Here is a 16,081-nt window from a genome sequence, read left to right on the forward strand (position 1 = left end):
TGTGGCGTGTGTGTCACTATTTCCCTCCAGATTCGGGTTGGGGGTCCCGCTGACGTGTTCGTGTTGCGGCCGCAATGTAGACCGTGGCCAGGATACTGAAGATATAGGCCTGGACCATTCCGGTGAGCAGACCGAGCAGGCTCATGACGATCGGGAAGATGAAGGGCGTGATGGTCAGTAGCATGGCGACGATCATGGCTCCGCTCATCATGTTGCCGAACAGGCGGACCGCCAGGGCCAGCGTGCGGGAGAATTCGCTGATCAGGTTAAACGGCAGCATGATGACGGTCGGTTTCAGGTAGGACTTGAGATACCCGCCGACTCCTTGCTCCTCAATCCCGAAAAGCGGGACGGCAACAAAGACACACAGCGCAAGCGCCACTGTGGTCGAAAGGGATCCTGTCGGCGGCTCGTAACCGGGAATAATCGTACAGAGGCTGGCAAGGGCAATGAACAGAAAGATTGTTCCCAGAAAGCTGAGATACTTCCGTGGCTGGCTCAGGCCCACCTCTTCAATTTGTTTCTCGATGGCCGTGACGACGATTTCCAGAAGATTCTGCCAGCGAGAACGTTGCAGACCGGTGGACAGGTGCCGCGTAATGACTGTTGATCCAATAGCTAACAGGAGCATCAATCCCCAAGTGAACGCAATTGTGGCATTCAGCTTGATGAACCCGTATTGCCAGAAAATGATGTCGTCCGGGCTAAGGCGCATGGCTGGGCTCCTGTGCCGGGCTGTTTGGGTTTTCGGCTAAGCCGGTGACTCGCATCACGATCGGACGGGCAATGGTAAATCCAACGAGGCACACCAGCAGCCTCTCCCATTGGCCGTCCGAAACCATATAGAAACCGACCAAGGTCATGCTCGTTCGTAGCAGCAGGCTGCCGAGGAACCAAAAGGCCGGTTGTGTGGAGGACAGGCCTTTCCGAATCGTCCACCATAGGCCACCAAAAAACATCGCTCCGAGCAACATTCCCGTTACCAGCGCAGGCACCATCATAAAGATGTCATCCATCGTGATTCTCCTGTTCGGCTCGTATTTCCTGGTCTTCCCTGGTCACCCAATGCCAGGCATTCACACAGCCGATGATCAAGCCGATGAAGAGCAAGGTGAGCGTCCAGGAATGGGGTCCGGAATAATGTTTGTCCAGCCAGAGACCGAGCGACGCACCAAGTAGCGTTGGAATCGCCACCGACCAACCGACCAGACCCATCATTCCCAACCCAAACCAGATGGTCCGCGTCGTGTGACGTTGCGCCTTGAGTTTGCGCGCAGCCTTCATGCCGACCTGTCGGGCTAAGGTCGTCTCTCCCCTGAGAGGCTTCTCTTCCGGATCCTCAGTCATGGTGAAAATCCGCGAAGCGGCGCACAAAGCTACTTTCAAGCTTGGCCATCACCGAGCGGAGGCTCTGTTCCTGTTCGTCCAGAGTCAGAAATTCACGTTCCACGGCCTCGCGCAATTGGGGGAGGTCAGTCCCGGCAATGGCGTTGCGCACGGAGACCAGAACGTTGGGGCCGCTTTTGACCAGCACCCCTTCATCGAGTGCCACGTACATCTCTTCTTCCCCTTTTTTTTCGTAGATCAGAATTCCCGGCTCGAGTGCCGCGACGCAGTCAAGCCGTTGGGGCAGAAGTCCAAACGCGCCCTGGCGAGTCTCCGCGACGATACGCGTGACCGCGTTCTGCTCGGCAAAGATTCTGAACGGCAGAAGAATTTTCAGGGTCATGAGCATCCTTTGTACGTTCGACCTCCGGTTGCGACTTTGACTACCGTTCGGACTTCCCGTTGGGATTCGGGTCGCCCGTGGATGTGTTGTTCGACTCATCTTCGTCTTGAGCTTCAGGCTTGCCGGATTTTACTTTTTCCACCGCTTGGTCAATGCTTCCAATCATATACAGGGCATGCTCCGGGTAATCCTTAAACTCGTCCTGCAGGATGCGTTCACAACCGTCCAGGGCGTCGTTCCGGCTGACGAGTTGTCCCTTGAGGCCTGAGAACTGTTCCGTCGTGAAAAACGGCTGGGTGAGAAAACGCTCAAGCCGTCTGGCGCGAGCCACCACCTTGCGGTCCTCCAGAGACAGTTGTTCCAACCCAAGCATCGCGATGATGTCCTTGAGTTCTGCATATTGCGCGAGTGTCCGCCTGACTTCTTGCGCGATGCGGTAATGGCGTGCGCCGATGGTGCCAGGGGTGGCCATTTTTGAATTGGACTGTAAGGGGTCGATGGCCGGGTAGAGTCCCTCACTGGCACGTTTGCGGGACAGCACGATGGAGGCGGAAAGATGCGAGAAGGTGTGCACTGCGGCCGGATCGGTGAAATCGTCTGCAGGCACATACACGGCTTGAATCGACGTGATGGCCCCGGTATCGGTGTTGGCGATGCGCTCTTCCAGCCGGGACAATTCGGTTCCCAGCGTTGGCTGATAGCCCAAACGTGATGGCATCTGCCCCATTAACCCTGAGACTTCCGAGCCGGCCTGGATAAAACGAAAAATGTTATCGATGAGCAGGAGCACATCGCGATGCTCGTCATCCCGGAAATACTCTGCCATGGTCAGTGCCGCGTGCCCCACACGAAAACGGCTGCCCGGCGGTTCATTCATCTGCCCGAACACCATGACCATGTTCGGCAGTACACCGGCTTCCTTCATTTCACGGTAGAGTTCCTCTCCTTCACGACAGCGTTCGCCGATTCCGCAAAAAATGCTGACCCCCTCGTGGTGCCCGATCATATTGTGAATCATTTCGGTGAGCAAGACGGTTTTGCCCACGCCTGCTCCGCCAAACAGACCGGCCTTGCCTCCACGTTCCAGAGGCAACAGCACATCAATGATCTTGATCCCTGTCTCAAAGATCTCGGATTTGGTGGAGCGCCGGGCCAACGCTGGCGGGGCTCGATGGACGGTGCGATATTGAATCTCTGTTGGTGCCGGCTCCCGGTCGATGGAATTTCCAAATACGTCGAACATGCGGGAGAGAATGCCTTTCCCGACCGGGGCCATCAGCGGTCCGCCGGTGTCTTCCACGACCATGCCGCGGGCGAGGCCTTGCGTGGGCGTCAGTGCAATTCCGCGCACGCGATGTGTTTCGAGTTGGGCCAACACCTCAATGGCGATTCGTCCCTTTTGTCCTGTGCGCAACAACGAGTAGATGGGCGGTAAATGGTCATCGAACCGGATATCCACGACGCTGCCGCGCACCGAGACGACTGTGCCGGGATTTGAGTGGTTGAGGTTTTCGGCCATGCAAAAGTTCTTTGGATGATGAATGTCTCTGAATCCTGGCGTTGGGACTCATGACGCGTGGCAGTTTAAAGTCCAACCCACCATAATCTGCCGTCCTGAAAATTTTGGGATACGGGTTCCGGCAATGCCAACAATCTGTGAGGAAAGAAACGGCGACCATACATCCTCATCAGAGAACTCAGCAAAGACAGTGCCAGACCATGTATCTCCCGTGAGAGGCAGATTGGAGTGAGACCTGGACCAGATAATGTGTTGGCCCGTGATCAATTGTCCTCGGGGAAAAAGAGGAAAAAGGCTACAGTGTGGTGAGGGGTAATAGTCCCAAAAAAGGGCATGTGGGGATGGAGTGAACGGGCTCTATGATTTCTTTTCATGAAAATTCATAATTCTGGACACAAAAATTTTTGTTGGAAAATATTCAACTTGGCAGGATTCCTGCGAGTGAAGTGTATGTCGTCATGAACAATGGAATTGTGTGATGTGTTCTGTGTAAATGGGATTGAGGAGATGTACCAATGAAAATTCTGTGTGCCGTTGATGGGTCGGAGTTTTCTCTCTGGGCTCTTGAATGTGTGGGGAAATTGTTTCGCCATTCGGTAAAAGAATTGATCCTGTTGCATGCGGTTGATCCACGGATATTGAGAGGTGGTGGGGGAAAGCGACCTAAAATGGATGAGCCAGGCACCAAAGATATTTCCCAAAAGCTGGAGGCAGCGGGTCAGAAGGTCTTGACTGATTGTGCCCATCGAATGGAAATGGTGTTAAGCCAAGCTACCACCAAGCCGTTTGCGGCGATTAAGACGGCCTTGGTGAAAGGCCATGCGGCTGATTCCATTATTTCCTATGCCGAGCGAAGCCTCCCTGATTTGGTGGTTGTGGGATCACGCGGAATGAACGATCTCCCGGGATATTTACTTGGGAGTATTTCGAGAACGGTTTTGACCCACGGCCCCTGCTCGGTCTTGACGGTCAAGAGTCCACTCGACGTGCCGGCTTCCGTCTTACTCGCCCTGGATGGGTCCAAGCCATCAAAGTTTGCGGCGAACCGGGTGAAAGAATGGCTGTCTCCTGAAGAGGTGACCCTTCACCTGGTGTCGGTTGTGCCCGATATTCTGACGAATGCGTCCAAGAAGATGTTTCCGAAATCACGACTCAAATCCCTGGTGGCTCCCCTTCGACAGCATGCTCAGGAATGCCTTGAGGAGTATCGAAAATTGTTTCTCAAGGAAGGGTTTCAAGTGGTGGGAGAACGTCTTCAGGGGAATCCACGGGAGAAAATCGTCGAATCGGTTCCAAAATGTCATACGCAATTGGTGGTCATGGGATCCAAGGGGCTCACTGGTGTTGAACGGTTTACCATGGGAAGTGTTTCGGAATGGGTGAGCGCCTATGCGCCCTCCTCCGTGCTGGTCGTTCGGCATTAGAACACATTGTAAAAGGCGAAGGCTTTGCCTGCTGTTATGCGTAATCTTTATATGAAGATCGGGCACTACACGACTTAAAGGAGGGGAATTGTTGAACACAAGTAAGACAGGACGATCGCAGGGAAAGTCTATGAAGCTGGGCGGGTCATGGCTTGGAAGGGTGATGGCATTCGTATTGGTCGGGAGTCTGATGTCCACGGGAGCTTATGGGGAGCATCTGGATGTATCCGGTGGTCTCACAGACACCTCCTCGGACTGTCATGGGGTATTCCTCGGAAAACAAATTCCGGGAGAAACACTGACCCGGATGTTAGCTGCACATGCCCGATGGCTCGCCGATCATCAAGACCCGAAAGGGGTGCAGGCCAATTTATGCGGGGCCGATTTGTCCGAAGTCGATTTTCGGGAGGAAGATTTGAGCGGTGCCAACTTTCAGGGGGCCAACCTGACTCGTGCCGTGTTCACTACGGCTAGGTTAATCCATGTGAACTTTCAAAACGCGAACCTCACCGAAGCCTCTTTCTATTCGGTTGATATGCGCGGAGCCAACGTCTCAGGTGCCAGTGCCCGGTTGGCGGATTTTCGAAAAGCCGATTTGACCCAGACCAATTTCACGGGAGCTGATTTGCGAGAAGCGAATCTTGCCGAGTCTGCTTTCCGCCTAGGCGTCTTGCGAGGAGCAGATCTAGAGGAAGCCTATCTGGTGAGAGCGAATTTTGAAATGGCCAATCTCGCGGAAGCTTCCCTCATTCGAGTGGATGGTCGAGAGGCAAATTTTCGCCGGGCCTTACTCGTCAATGCCAAACTACTCGAAGCGGATTTCAATCGAAGCGACTTCCAAGAAGCAGATCTTCGTTCGGCTGATATTTCCGGGGCCGATTTTGGATCAGCGAATCTGAGTGAGGCCGTACTGAACCATGCCAATCTCCGTGAAGTGAATTTGGACAGGGCCGTGCTGTTTCAAGCGAATCTCGAAGACGCGAATTGTGCCGGCGCGAGTTTTCAGAATGCCGATTTGCTTGAGGCTAATTTGATGAACAGCAACCTCATGCGGGCGACATTGGACGAAGCCTATCTCGCCAAAGCGAATTTGCTGGGGGCAAACCTGGAAGGGTCGGACTTCTCATGGGCGAACCTGGCTGAAGCCGATCTTTCACAGAGCATTCTAGAGTTTGCCGTGATGTTCCGAACCAATCTACACGAGGCCAAACTTGATGGAGCAAGGTTTTACGGGGCGGATCTTCGAGGAGCGAATGTCGAGAAAGCCTCTTTTCAGGGCACGCGTTTGGAGGGGGTAGCCATCCGGTATGCCCAAGGCTTAAACCAGACACAACTGAATCAGGCCTGTGTCGATGCACGAACCCGCTTGCCGGAAGGATTGGTGGGACCATCTCAATGCCTGCGCTGAGCGATAACAGTGCGACCTCGCAAAAGGGTTTAGGGGCTTCAACGAACATGCCAACATCTTATTGATACGAATGTACCTTGAATCCACACAACAAGCCCCGGAGTGCCGGAATGTTCATCGTATTTGAGCCAGGAGGCATGCGGGCCCCTTATGTGCCGGGTTCGTTCCGGCAGAGAAATGTTGAGAAAATCTTGAAGGCCTCTGCCACAGGCCAGGTGAAGGTTGAGCAGGACAATCTTCTTTCGGTTTCTCAGAAAAATGCCGGACCAACTTCTTTGCAGGCCCGCCTGTATAAACAGGTTGAATCGTTCACGCAATCCTCTCGCGCAAAAATTTGTGCCAGGGATATCATGTCCTCCCCGGTGGTCACGCTTCCTGTCATGTCCTCGCTTTCCCAAGCCTGGGATGTTGTGCATTCCACTCGATACCGACATATCCCTATCATCGGAGTGGATAATGCCGTGATTGGAATATTGTCTGATCGTGATCTGTTCCGGGGAACAGTGAAGTCGGCTCTTTCACGGACAGAGAGGGCCGTTAAGCAGGCGGAGGGTTCTATCCAACATCTGGTCAGTCACCCGGTCTTGGTTGCGTCCCCGGAGGCCGAGCTTCGCGCCATTGCGAGGGTGTTATTGGAGGAAAGGATTGGTGCTTTGCCGATTGTGTCGGAAGCGGGGGGCTTAATGGGTATGATTACCAGAAGTGATATTCTGCGTGCTCTGGTCGCACATTCTGACTTTGATCAATGGGTATAAGCGAAAGAGATTCTCGGCCCTACGGTGAGGAAGCGGACAATTCCTCTCGTATCCTTTTGCCGATTTAAAGGAGGAAACCCATGCTAAACCAAGGAGAGAAACTGTTAATCGTCCATCGCCGACTATTTGAAAAAGATACGCCCCGGTTTTTTGTGGGAGAAGTGCTGGTCTACGAATCCGGGATCGTCAAGGTGAAAGGGTATACGTTTGTCAAAGATATGTTTAGCGGAAACATGCAAAAGAAGTCCGATCTACGCACAAAGGTCATGTCGATTGTCTCAGGGACCCTTATTGTGTATCAATTGCCGGTGACGGCTCTCTTGGATTCGATGGGATTTAGTCTGGATCAGGATGGAGAGTTGGTGCTCACGGATGAAGGTGGATTTTCGATGGATGTGTCGGAATCCCTCTATAAACACGAAACCCATCAATAACAACACGTCCTTGTTTTTTCTTTCCCAAGGCTTGCCACTTTCTTTCTTTTTTTGTCTAAGCGTTCAGTCTCCTATGGCCAACCCCTGGTCAATGCAAGGATTTGCATGGGTGCGAGTTTCTGGCCTTTAGCGAGAGAATGGCCATTTCAAAAAGAGTCAGCGGGAGGAACATATCGTGAATATTCAGGTTGGATTAGCGACCGTGGCAAAAGTACTACGGAATTGGTCGGGAGTCATATTCAAAATTTCGGCATACTGCGAAACGTTCTCCATGTTTGCCAAATCTTCCGCTTCTAATCGGGCCATATAGGCACGGGCAATTTTGTAAGATTCTGATTCAATATCGACCATTCGCACCCGGGTACGGCCCGTAGCGGAGTCCACAATGTCTTCAAAAGGCAGCGGGGTGAAGCGTCCGTTCACGATGGACACCATGGCCCCATTCCCTCCATCCAAAAGGAATTGGGCGGCACAATACCCCAAATCCCGGGTGTATTCCATGTCGAACGGAATGGGGTCGGCGCAACGAAGTTCATAGCCGATGTTTTTGTATACTATGGTAATCTTGATCTCAGAGTGTTTCAGCTTTTGAGTGACGGTTTCCTTCAGGACCTTTCCGATATCCAGTTCCGCCAGTCGGATATTGCCATGTTCATCTCGTTCAACCCCGCCTAGGAGGGCGAGGTCGTCCTGATCCAAAAACTCCGAAAGTCCTTCAGCCAACACCGCCACACCATCCGAACGGCCCTGGGTTAGACGTTTGGTCATGGCTCCAACCAGTATATTGGTTAAGTGGCCAAGCTTGAGCGTGGCCCCCTTGAATTCCTCAGGAATCAGGGTAAGGGTCGCTCCCGCCGCCTTACCAATGCCGAGAGCCAGGTGTCCGGCCTTACGTCCCATGGTGACCACGAAATACCATCGGGAGGTGGTATGGGCGTCAATCATGAGATTTTTGACTAGCTCGACTCCCATGTGCCGGGCCGTTTGAAACCCGAAGGTCGGCATGCCATGGGGAAGGCATAAATCGTTATCAATCGTTTTGGGCACGTGAACAACGTGCAATCGCCCATTGGCCAGTTCCGCCAGTTTTAATGCGGAAAAGGCCGTATCATCCCCGCCAATGGTGATGAGGCCGGTCACATTCAATTTTTGAAGGGAGGTTAACGTGGTTGATAAATCTTGGGGACGTTTAGTGGGATTGGCTCGAGATGTGCGCAATAAGGAGCCACCACGAAAGTGCAAGTGGCTGACCGTTTCACGGGTGAGAGGTTGAGTATGGGAAAGGTCGCTTTTCATCAACCACTGAAATCCATCTTCAATCCCAAGCACCTCCACCCCACAAAGACGACTTCGAATCGTGGCGGCTTCAATGACGCTATTGATGCCGGGGGCAGGTCCGCCTCCGACCAAAATGGCGAATTTCATAGATGGGGAATCCATAATGTCGTTTCTCACGTGAATTATTAATGGGAACCATAATAGAAAGAGGGCGTATGAGTAATCAAGCGGTAGCTTGTGGAGAGGGCTCACGAATCAAGAGCACGGAACAGGGAGAATGGTGAATGGTCGCATGAGACACACTCCCGTGTGTCAGTCGTTGAAAGGGTGAATGACCGGGGATACCCATGAGGACTAATTGGGGTTGCAGATTTGAGATCTGTCTTTGAATGACTGAGGAAGGAGCCCCTGTTTGAACAAGACTCTCTACGGAATATCCCAGGTTTGAGAGTTTGTCCGTGACGTTTTTCGTTAAATGGACGCCTCCGTTTTGGAGTTCCTTCTTCCAGGTGTCCGGTAACAGTGCGCCAACCGGGAGAATAGGCTGAGCAAAGGGTATGACATGCAGCACCGTAATATGCGGAATGCCTCGAAAAGGCTTGTGTGACAAGAACTCAACGGCCCATTCAGCATCTAGAAGTTGTTCGATGGGAAGAAGGATGCTGTTGAACGGGACAACGGGAGCCTTGACGAGAAGTACGTGACAAGATGCATGGGTCGCGACCCTATGCGAGACGCTCCCGATCAGGTGTTCCTTAATGGTTCCTAACCCACGCGAACCCATAATGATGAGGTCCACCGATTCGTCCTGTGCCAATGTTAGAATGACCGAGGCGGGAATTCCAATTTCGAGGCGTTGGGAGACCTCCTTGCACTCCGGTGATAAAAGGGAGGCGGCCTTTTTGAGGATTCGAACACCTTCTTCCCGCAACGCCTTTTCTGCGGCCTCGGAAAAATGGTGCCCGACACTCATGCCTGTTCCTGGATAGGCGAGTTGGGGAATGGAAATGGTGTGGAGCAGCAGTACGCGTTCTGGAAGAGACATAGCCTGTACGCTTCGAACGGCCTCCTCCGCCTGTGAGGAATTATCCACAGGAATTAAAATGGTTTTGGATTTTAATGGCGCGGTTGGTGTCTTCACGTGTCCTCGAATTTAGTGATACTCCATCAAAATGAAACCTGCCTCTTTACGTTCTGTGAGACGAGGGATCCGGGTTTTCGTGAGCTGATGGATGGGTATGGGAAGGTGCATGCTCCGGTTTGTGAAGTGGGCACGTATTGATTCCCAAAGCTTGCCACGCCGGACAGTATCCAATAATTCCCGTTAACAACGCGATAAGGCCGACAATCAGGAGGACAAGATCTCCCCAACCCGGTAACAGTGAAAATCCTGATAAGGCAAGAAGGAGAAACCCTACACCGACCCGTATCATTCGTTCATGGTGTCCGATGTTACGATACTTTTTCATATCACACCTCTTTTGATGGTGAGGATAAGGTATTCAGCCATTTAGTCTAGGTCGCCACTGGCAACCCGAACCGCGCCCAGTACCTGATTGGCATTGAAAGGGCATCCGATAATTTGAACTGCACCCAGGTGACTGGGTTCCGGAGTAAGGCTTTGGTTAGATTGCCCTCCCAAAGCCACCACTTTCCCTGAGAATCCTTTTTCGCGGAGTTGACGCAATATTTCCAGACCGCTCGGACGGACCAGATATAAATCAACCACGACCAGGGAGGGGTTATGCCGTAATACGGATTCGATAATATTTTCTCCCTCATCCAGTAAAAGGAATGGGTCGCCTTTTTTCGTTAAGGCCTGTTGCAAATTTTTTCGTAAGATGGGGTCGATGGTCGCAATGAGTAACATACAAGAGATATCCGTATTTGAAATATTGTACAATCTATACCCATCAAAACCTGTGCCAAAATGTCAAAGATAGATGCCCTTGATTTATCAGGAACAAAGATTTCAGCCATGAAGAAATGGGGCAAAGAATCTCAATTGAGTGGAGGAGGAGTGTAGCGCTTGGCCCCACTCCGGGAATCTGAGAGCATTGCACTCATGAATTTTTTCAATTAATTTTTCTAGGATTTGTAATACTCCTTCTTCTTCAATGACGAGTATTCATGCCGGACATCCGGCTGGGGTATGGGGGTCTGTTGGTGTGAAATGAAGTCAGTGTTAATTGCATTCTGAAATTCTTTAAAAGGAGTGGTAACTCAATGAGGGCGTTATTGGTGTTCGTTTTTATCCTGGGATGTTCGGCAACCGGATGGGCAAAAGATATTGAATTAGTCGCTCTTGGGGTGAGAGCCGGGATGAATTTTAAGGATGCTGGTTTGCAGCCTGGCGAAAAGGAGGATTTCGAACAATTTGATGTTTTTGGGATCATGGGACTTCCATGGCGGTGGGAAGGGACGTCCGGGTGGGAGGTACGTTCGCAAGTCTGGGGTTCCGCTGGTGCGTTGAGAGGAGCTGGGGATCTTGGTTTTATTACAACTCTTACCCCTGGATTGGCTTTAAAACTTCCGAGTTGGCATTTGATTATTGATGGCGGAGTCGGAGGAGCACTTATCAGCAAGTGGGAGTTCGGCCGACAAGATATCGGTGGGCCCTTTCAATTTATTGCCCACGTGGGCCTGGGTGTTCAGCTCCCAGGGAACATGGTTGTGGGCTGGCGATTTCACCATATGTCTGATGCCACGATGTATGGAGACAGTCGTGGTGTGGACTTCCATATGCTTGAGGTGGCCTACTACTTCTGACGGTCTTCATGTCTTTAGGATTGTTCTGTTTTCGCATGAGTGGAGGGATGGCTCTCTGTCCCATCCTTTCATAACGTCCTCTCTGGCTTTCGGGTCTTTTCCTAGGGGTGTAAGAAACAGGTGGATCAGAATGCGAGAAAGACGGTGCCCCCAATGAGAAGCACCGTCTATGCAACCTCTGTTGGGGGATATGGTCTCTTGAGGGCATTCAGAATTAAATACCCTCCCGGTTAAGCTCCGTAGACGTTAATCAGGTGGTCGTCAATCAATTGATTCAATAAGTCAGTGCGGGAGATCATTCCCAGTAGCTTGCCTTCACGCACGACGGGAATCCGGATAATCTGATGCTTGATCATATTATTGACAATGTCCTCTGCCGTTGCGGCTTCGTCAACTGTCACCGGGTTCGGGGTCATGACGTCTTCGGCCTTTAGTGTGTGCAAATCTTTCCCGTCGACCAGGGCTTTCAAGACATCAAATTCCGTGACCATTCCTACCAAATGATTGCCTGGTTCAATAACAGGCACTCCGCTAAACGTGCCGGAATGGATCAGGATCGAGAGATCACGAGCACTATACTGACGGGTCACCGCGACCATGCGGGTTTGCATGAGATCACGCGCTTTCATCTGCAGATTCGGTGTAGCCATGAAACCTCCTGATAGAAAATTCCCTTTGGGGGCAATCTCTGTTTGGGATCGTGTGGACGTGTATATTCAATCTCGCACAGTGGTTCTAGCAAAGCATAGGGCAGTTGATTGTCCAGGTTCTTCTCGCTTTTCTTTACTTCACCATCTTTTCTCTGCCATTTTGGAAGGGATCGGATGCAAACGATGACTATACAAAAAGGCATTCTGCAGGGCCACCCCTATAATCCCTGACCTAATCATGTAATTCATGGTTCTGCTGTGTTAAGAGTTGGTCAAATCTGGCAGAATAGAGAAGTCCTGATTGAAAACCTTCACCCATTGGAAAAACGGAGGTTACTCTATCAAGATGATGCCCGGTTGAGCGAGGTGTCAGCTTTTTAAGGGATGACATTCTCTTGAGATGAGGGAATAATCATGTCGGTTGTCATTCGGCGATTCGAATCCGGGACCTTGCAAGCAACGGTGCAAGCCAGAACCGCTCATGCCATTTATCGAGGGGCGATTCATACGATTCCCACATGCTTCGAGTTGGTGGAACAAGGCGGGGTGAATTTTCTTATTCGAATTGTCTCCAACCTGGCCAGGAAGGTTCAGTCCAACGCTGAGCAACGGCCACCCTCCAGGGCTGTCAACATAAAGCAGGACCCCTTTCTGCCTTACGAACAAGACCTGTTTGTGGCGGATATTTCCGATACCCATGTGTGTTTGTTAAATAAATTTAACGTCCTGGATCATCACATACTCATGGTGACCCGTTCTTTTCAGGAACAGGACTCCTTCCTCACGCTGAGTGATATCGAGGCCGTGTTGTTGTGTCTGGCCGAATTCGAAGGATTGGCCTTCTATAACGCGGGGGAAGCTGCCGGGGCTAGTCAACGGCATAAGCATGTGCAAATGATCCCTCTTCCTTTGACGGCTGAAGTGTCTCATCTTCCCATTGAACCCCTATTAAATGCAGCCAGGTTTGAGGAGCAGATTGGGCGGATTCCCGGTCTTCCTTTTTCCCATGTGCTGGTCCGGATGAATCCCGAATGGATCGCTTGTCCGGTAGAAGGGGCACAAGAGTTGCTGGAGCAATATCTGTATATGTTGCGGACTGTCGGATTGTCGGGTGGTGACGTAGGAGGGGAAACCACGAGTCCTGGTCCGTATAATTTTCTTGTCACACGACAGTGGATGTTATTGGTTCCACGGTCCAGGGAGTGCTTTGAAGGGATTTCCGTGAATGCCTTGGGATTTGCCGGAGGCTTGTTGGTGAGGGATCAGTCGCAGCTTGATCGGTTGAAAGCGTGTGGGCCAATGAGTGTACTTCGTCGAGTGGCCATGTGTTAAGGGAATTTTCCCATGTTTTTCTCTGGCACTTCTATGAGTATACTTAACGTGTACGTGGTGGTGATGTGTGTCTGTTATTTCTAATACTTAAATTGAGAGGGAAGAAAACACTATGGATCTTCAGATTGACAGTCGAAATGTGACGATGACCCCACGATGGAAAACGGAGATTGAAACTCGGATGGCCGATCTGCAGGTAGGCCATGAGGATTTGATCCACGGGCGGGTGACGCTTACAAAAAATGCCCATCACAAAAAATCCGAAAATGTGGCGGAAGCCCTGGTGGTCGTCACGATGCCCGGTCGTCATACCCTGACAGCCAGAAAAGAGGAAAAAACGTTCGAAGAGGCTATCCGTGCGGCGTTCTTTGCCGTGGAAATTGAAGTGAAGAAGTTTCGGGACAAACGGGCCTCCAAAGAAATTCGGGTCCCCCCTATTCCGTTACGTGGAGTGATTACGAAGTTATTTCCTCAGGAAGGGTACGGTTTTCTTCTCCAGGACGGCGGAGGTGAGGTTTATTTTCACAAGAATGCGGTACACGGGATGAGATTTGAGGAACTTGAGGACGGGGTGGAGGTCTTGTTTAATGTGGAGGACGGGGAGAAGGGTCCCCAGGCCACCACGGTCAATCCGCTTCCCATTCTACCGGGTGCCGTCGAAAAAGCTGCGTTTTCCTGACGAGGCTTGATTTAAAAAGTCAGGGATTCCCGCAGAATGGTTTCCCATGAGGAGCAGATTCTGGGTGTTGGGCACCGCGCAAATTATGCAGAGGAATTTTTGGCAAAGAAAACGAACCGGCCTGTAGATGTGGAGGACCTTGGTCTCTGAACGCACGATTTCGGCAGTTCAGGTGATCACATGTACGCGGGCTTTCCACACATAGGTGGTAGTTCTTAATCTGTCCAAATCGCCCATGCCGTTCAATTGCCAACACTTGGCTCTGTTCTTCAATTGCCATGGTCGGGTCCACGGGGGGGTCTCTTCATCAATGCACCGCAATGTGGACATGAATGGACCAAACCGGGTCACCTGCCTGAAATCTCCGCAACCCAGAAGTCGCCCCGAATTCTCATTTCTTCGTAAGGAAGTCAGTTCATCCCGATCATAAGCTTCCTTAATGGCAGGGCTATCTGTCTGAGGGTTTCGAATGAGGGCACCCATATGCTCACGACGTCAGAACGATTGTCCTGGCTCGATGCAGCCCTTAGATGGCCGGACGACACCAAAGCCCGACAGCCGTGTTGCATCGTCGGGCTTTGGATGTTTATATGTCCCGTGCGGCTTAAGGGGTACGCCTTTGTATTATCGGGGTTCGAGGACTTTGTAATATCGGGCTCAGGGGCTCCTGTCTATTCACGGTGGGACTGAGTGTGTCGCGCCTTTCAATATTCGTGGGGCATCCCGGTGAGTTTTGCCCAACAATACAATCCCGCGAGGGGTTTAAAGTCGAAGTGTCGATCCTTCGCTCAAGCAAATCATTGGGGTTCAGGAGGAATAACATCAAGAAATGATCCAGGGAATTTGCATCACCCGAGGTTACACCTCCGGCTCCAGGCCCCAAGACATACCCTTTGACAAATAGCTTTTGTACCGCTGCTGCACAATCCAGTCCTCTATTGATTTCCACATCGACGGTCGAAGACATATTTTCAACCACAAAGGTATTGGTTGCGCTCTCAACGCAATCCAAAAGAACAACATTCCGATCGAAAAATGGGAGCTTTTGCGCCTCAGCTTTCTCCCCGGTTAGAAAGCCTCCCGCCAGACCTCCAATTAACAGCGCTATTCCAAAGACATTCCTGTGTTGTGAAAAGTTTCTCATTGGGTCCTCCGTAGGTGTAATTGTAAGAACCATGCTCAGACCACTTTTGAAGCATGTTGACTCAGCTAACCGTGATTGACGGTTGTTCTTCTTGGCCTTTCAGCTCTCGCTCCGGCTGGTGGATGTAGTGTGGAAACCAGATCCGGTTCAATCCTGGGTGATGCATGGATAAAAACGAGGAATTCCTCCTTTGCTGAAGTAGAACGAAAAAAGGGCCTTTGAGGCTTACATATTCCTCAAAGGCCCTCCATTGCCTTGCCCTATGTGCTCAACCCACCCATGAACTGGTTCTAGGATGGTTGAATGGGATTTCTACCACAATCTGAATAAGAATGTCCCGCCTTGTTTGGACCGGCGGGTTGGATTCAAAGAGAACGCCGTTTCTTGTGTCCGGATATCGTATGGTAACTTTCTCTTGATGATTTCCCTCGCCGGCACCCTTGTCCCAATAGGGGCGAGCGACCCTTCAAGACTTATCGTTCAAAATTGCAATTCTCTAGTTCCTTAGACAGGTTGGTGGGATGAGGGCCGATGGGTAACAACGTCGATGGGAGCCCATTCGGCTTCAGCCAGGGCAGACTTTCAAAAAAGCCATAGCATTGCTCTAATCATCGGGGTGTTGCAGCGCCCGGCAGGGGCCAAGAACGGTCATGATAACAATTCCCTGTCGGAGATCGGCCCGATTGCGTAAACGGAGTTGGCTGGCGGTCCGCCGTTTCGGAGAGGTGATTGGTCGGAATTGCTGTACGGCTTGTTGGGGTATTGTCGGGGACGTTTTCGTGGTGGCAGCCGCCTTACGGTCGCCCTGTTCATGGGAATCATTGGATGGAAGAAAAAGATCCTTAAGATTTTTGAAGGCGATGTCCCGCCGTATTCGCTCATTCAGCCATCGAATGGCCAAGGCGAGCCCGGATAAAAAAAGCAGGACAGCGAAAAACACCAAAGATTCCATGCTCATCA

At 51.4% G+C, this 16,081-nt stretch carries 19 protein-coding genes; 7 read left to right on the forward strand and 12 right to left on the reverse strand.

The features are described from left to right. Positions 1-16 precede the first annotated feature (16 nt). Genes PJI16_15680 through atpD form a run of 5 tightly spaced genes read right to left on the reverse strand, consistent with a single transcriptional unit; the run spans position 17 to position 3,248 of the window. A complete protein-coding gene (locus PJI16_15680; GenBank protein ID MDT3779006.1) occupies positions 17-715 on the reverse strand; it encodes a F0F1 ATP synthase subunit A in 699 nt (232 codons plus the stop codon). After that, complete coding sequence (locus tag PJI16_15685; protein MDT3779007.1) at positions 705-1,016, reverse strand: ATP synthase subunit I; 312 nt, start codon at positions 1,014-1,016, stop codon at positions 705-707. The genes PJI16_15680 and PJI16_15685 overlap by 11 nt, the downstream gene beginning before the upstream one ends. Continuing rightward, on the reverse strand, positions 1,009-1,347 hold the full coding sequence (locus PJI16_15690; GenBank protein ID MDT3779008.1) for an AtpZ/AtpI family protein: 339 nt from the start codon (positions 1,345-1,347) through the stop codon (positions 1,009-1,011). Before PJI16_15690 ends, PJI16_15685 begins: the two co-directional genes overlap by 8 nt. Then, entirely contained in the window at positions 1,340-1,729 is a 390-nt protein-coding gene (locus tag PJI16_15695) for a F0F1 ATP synthase subunit epsilon (GenBank protein MDT3779009.1), read from the reverse strand. The genes PJI16_15690 and PJI16_15695 overlap by 8 nt, the downstream gene beginning before the upstream one ends. A gap of 40 nt (positions 1,730-1,769) precedes the next feature. Next, entirely contained in the window at positions 1,770-3,248 is a 1,479-nt protein-coding gene (atpD, locus tag PJI16_15700) for a F0F1 ATP synthase subunit beta (protein ID MDT3779010.1), read from the reverse strand. A gap of 515 nt (positions 3,249-3,763) precedes the next feature. Here atpD and PJI16_15705 point away from each other — a divergent pair. From PJI16_15705 to PJI16_15720, 4 genes are all read left to right on the forward strand, one after another. Next, the gene (locus PJI16_15705) at positions 3,764-4,672 is read left to right on the forward strand and encodes a universal stress protein (protein MDT3779011.1); all 909 of its coding nucleotides are present in this window, start codon (positions 3,764-3,766) and stop codon (positions 4,670-4,672) included. Positions 4,673-4,763: 91 nt separating this feature from the next. After that, on the forward strand, positions 4,764-6,080 hold the full coding sequence (locus PJI16_15710; protein MDT3779012.1) for a pentapeptide repeat-containing protein: 1,317 nt from the start codon (positions 4,764-4,766) through the stop codon (positions 6,078-6,080). 137 nt (positions 6,081-6,217) lie between these two features. Next, positions 6,218-6,835, forward strand: coding sequence for a CBS domain-containing protein (locus PJI16_15715; GenBank protein ID MDT3779013.1), 618 nt, complete (start codon positions 6,218-6,220; stop codon positions 6,833-6,835). 80 nt (positions 6,836-6,915) lie between these two features. Next, positions 6,916-7,269: a hypothetical protein gene (locus tag PJI16_15720; GenBank protein MDT3779014.1), complete on the forward strand. Its 354-nt coding sequence runs from the start codon at positions 6,916-6,918 to the stop codon at positions 7,267-7,269. 183 nt (positions 7,270-7,452) lie between these two features. Here the strand turns inward: PJI16_15720 and pfp are convergent, their stop codons facing one another. From pfp to PJI16_15740, 4 genes are all read right to left on the reverse strand, one after another. Beyond that, positions 7,453-8,694: a diphosphate--fructose-6-phosphate 1-phosphotransferase gene (gene pfp / locus PJI16_15725; GenBank protein MDT3779015.1), complete on the reverse strand. Its 1,242-nt coding sequence runs from the start codon at positions 8,692-8,694 to the stop codon at positions 7,453-7,455. A 76-nt stretch (positions 8,695-8,770) separates the two neighbouring features. Beyond that, a complete protein-coding gene (locus PJI16_15730) occupies positions 8,771-9,688 on the reverse strand; it encodes a universal stress protein (protein ID MDT3779016.1) in 918 nt (305 codons plus the stop codon). A gap of 46 nt (positions 9,689-9,734) precedes the next feature. Continuing rightward, positions 9,735-10,016 (reverse strand): DUF2892 domain-containing protein, encoded by a 282-nt coding sequence (locus tag PJI16_15735; GenBank protein MDT3779017.1) that lies wholly within the window; start codon positions 10,014-10,016, stop codon positions 9,735-9,737. Between the two features lie 41 nt (positions 10,017-10,057). Further along, complete coding sequence (locus tag PJI16_15740; GenBank protein ID MDT3779018.1) at positions 10,058-10,417, reverse strand: response regulator; 360 nt, start codon at positions 10,415-10,417, stop codon at positions 10,058-10,060. Between the two features lie 356 nt (positions 10,418-10,773). Between PJI16_15740 and PJI16_15745 the strand changes: the two genes are divergently transcribed. After that, on the forward strand, positions 10,774-11,316 hold the full coding sequence (locus PJI16_15745; protein ID MDT3779019.1) for an acyloxyacyl hydrolase: 543 nt from the start codon (positions 10,774-10,776) through the stop codon (positions 11,314-11,316). Positions 11,317-11,546: 230 nt separating this feature from the next. Here PJI16_15745 and PJI16_15750 read toward each other — a convergent pair whose 3' ends face one another. After that, positions 11,547-11,966 (reverse strand): CBS domain-containing protein, encoded by a 420-nt coding sequence (locus tag PJI16_15750; protein MDT3779020.1) that lies wholly within the window; start codon positions 11,964-11,966, stop codon positions 11,547-11,549. Positions 11,967-12,380: 414 nt separating this feature from the next. On the opposite strand from PJI16_15750, the gene PJI16_15755 reads away from it, so the two are divergent. Next, positions 12,381-13,298, forward strand: a complete 918-nt coding sequence (locus tag PJI16_15755) for a phosphorylase (protein ID MDT3779021.1) — start codon at positions 12,381-12,383, stop codon at positions 13,296-13,298. A 112-nt stretch (positions 13,299-13,410) separates the two neighbouring features. Then, positions 13,411-13,977, forward strand: a complete 567-nt coding sequence (locus PJI16_15760; protein MDT3779022.1) for an HPF/RaiA family ribosome-associated protein — start codon at positions 13,411-13,413, stop codon at positions 13,975-13,977. Positions 13,978-14,581: 604 nt separating this feature from the next. On the opposite strand, the gene PJI16_15765 is transcribed toward PJI16_15760, so the two are convergent. Then, entirely contained in the window at positions 14,582-15,121 is a 540-nt protein-coding gene (locus PJI16_15765) for a hypothetical protein (GenBank protein MDT3779023.1), read from the reverse strand. A 604-nt stretch (positions 15,122-15,725) separates the two neighbouring features. Next, on the reverse strand, positions 15,726-16,073 hold the full coding sequence (locus tag PJI16_15770) for a hypothetical protein (GenBank protein ID MDT3779024.1): 348 nt from the start codon (positions 16,071-16,073) through the stop codon (positions 15,726-15,728). Positions 16,074-16,081 lie beyond the last annotated feature (8 nt).

The sequence above is a fragment of the Nitrospira sp. MA-1 genome (assembly GCA_032139905.1).
GTDB lineage: Bacteria > Nitrospirota > Nitrospiria > Nitrospirales > UBA8639 > Nitrospira_E.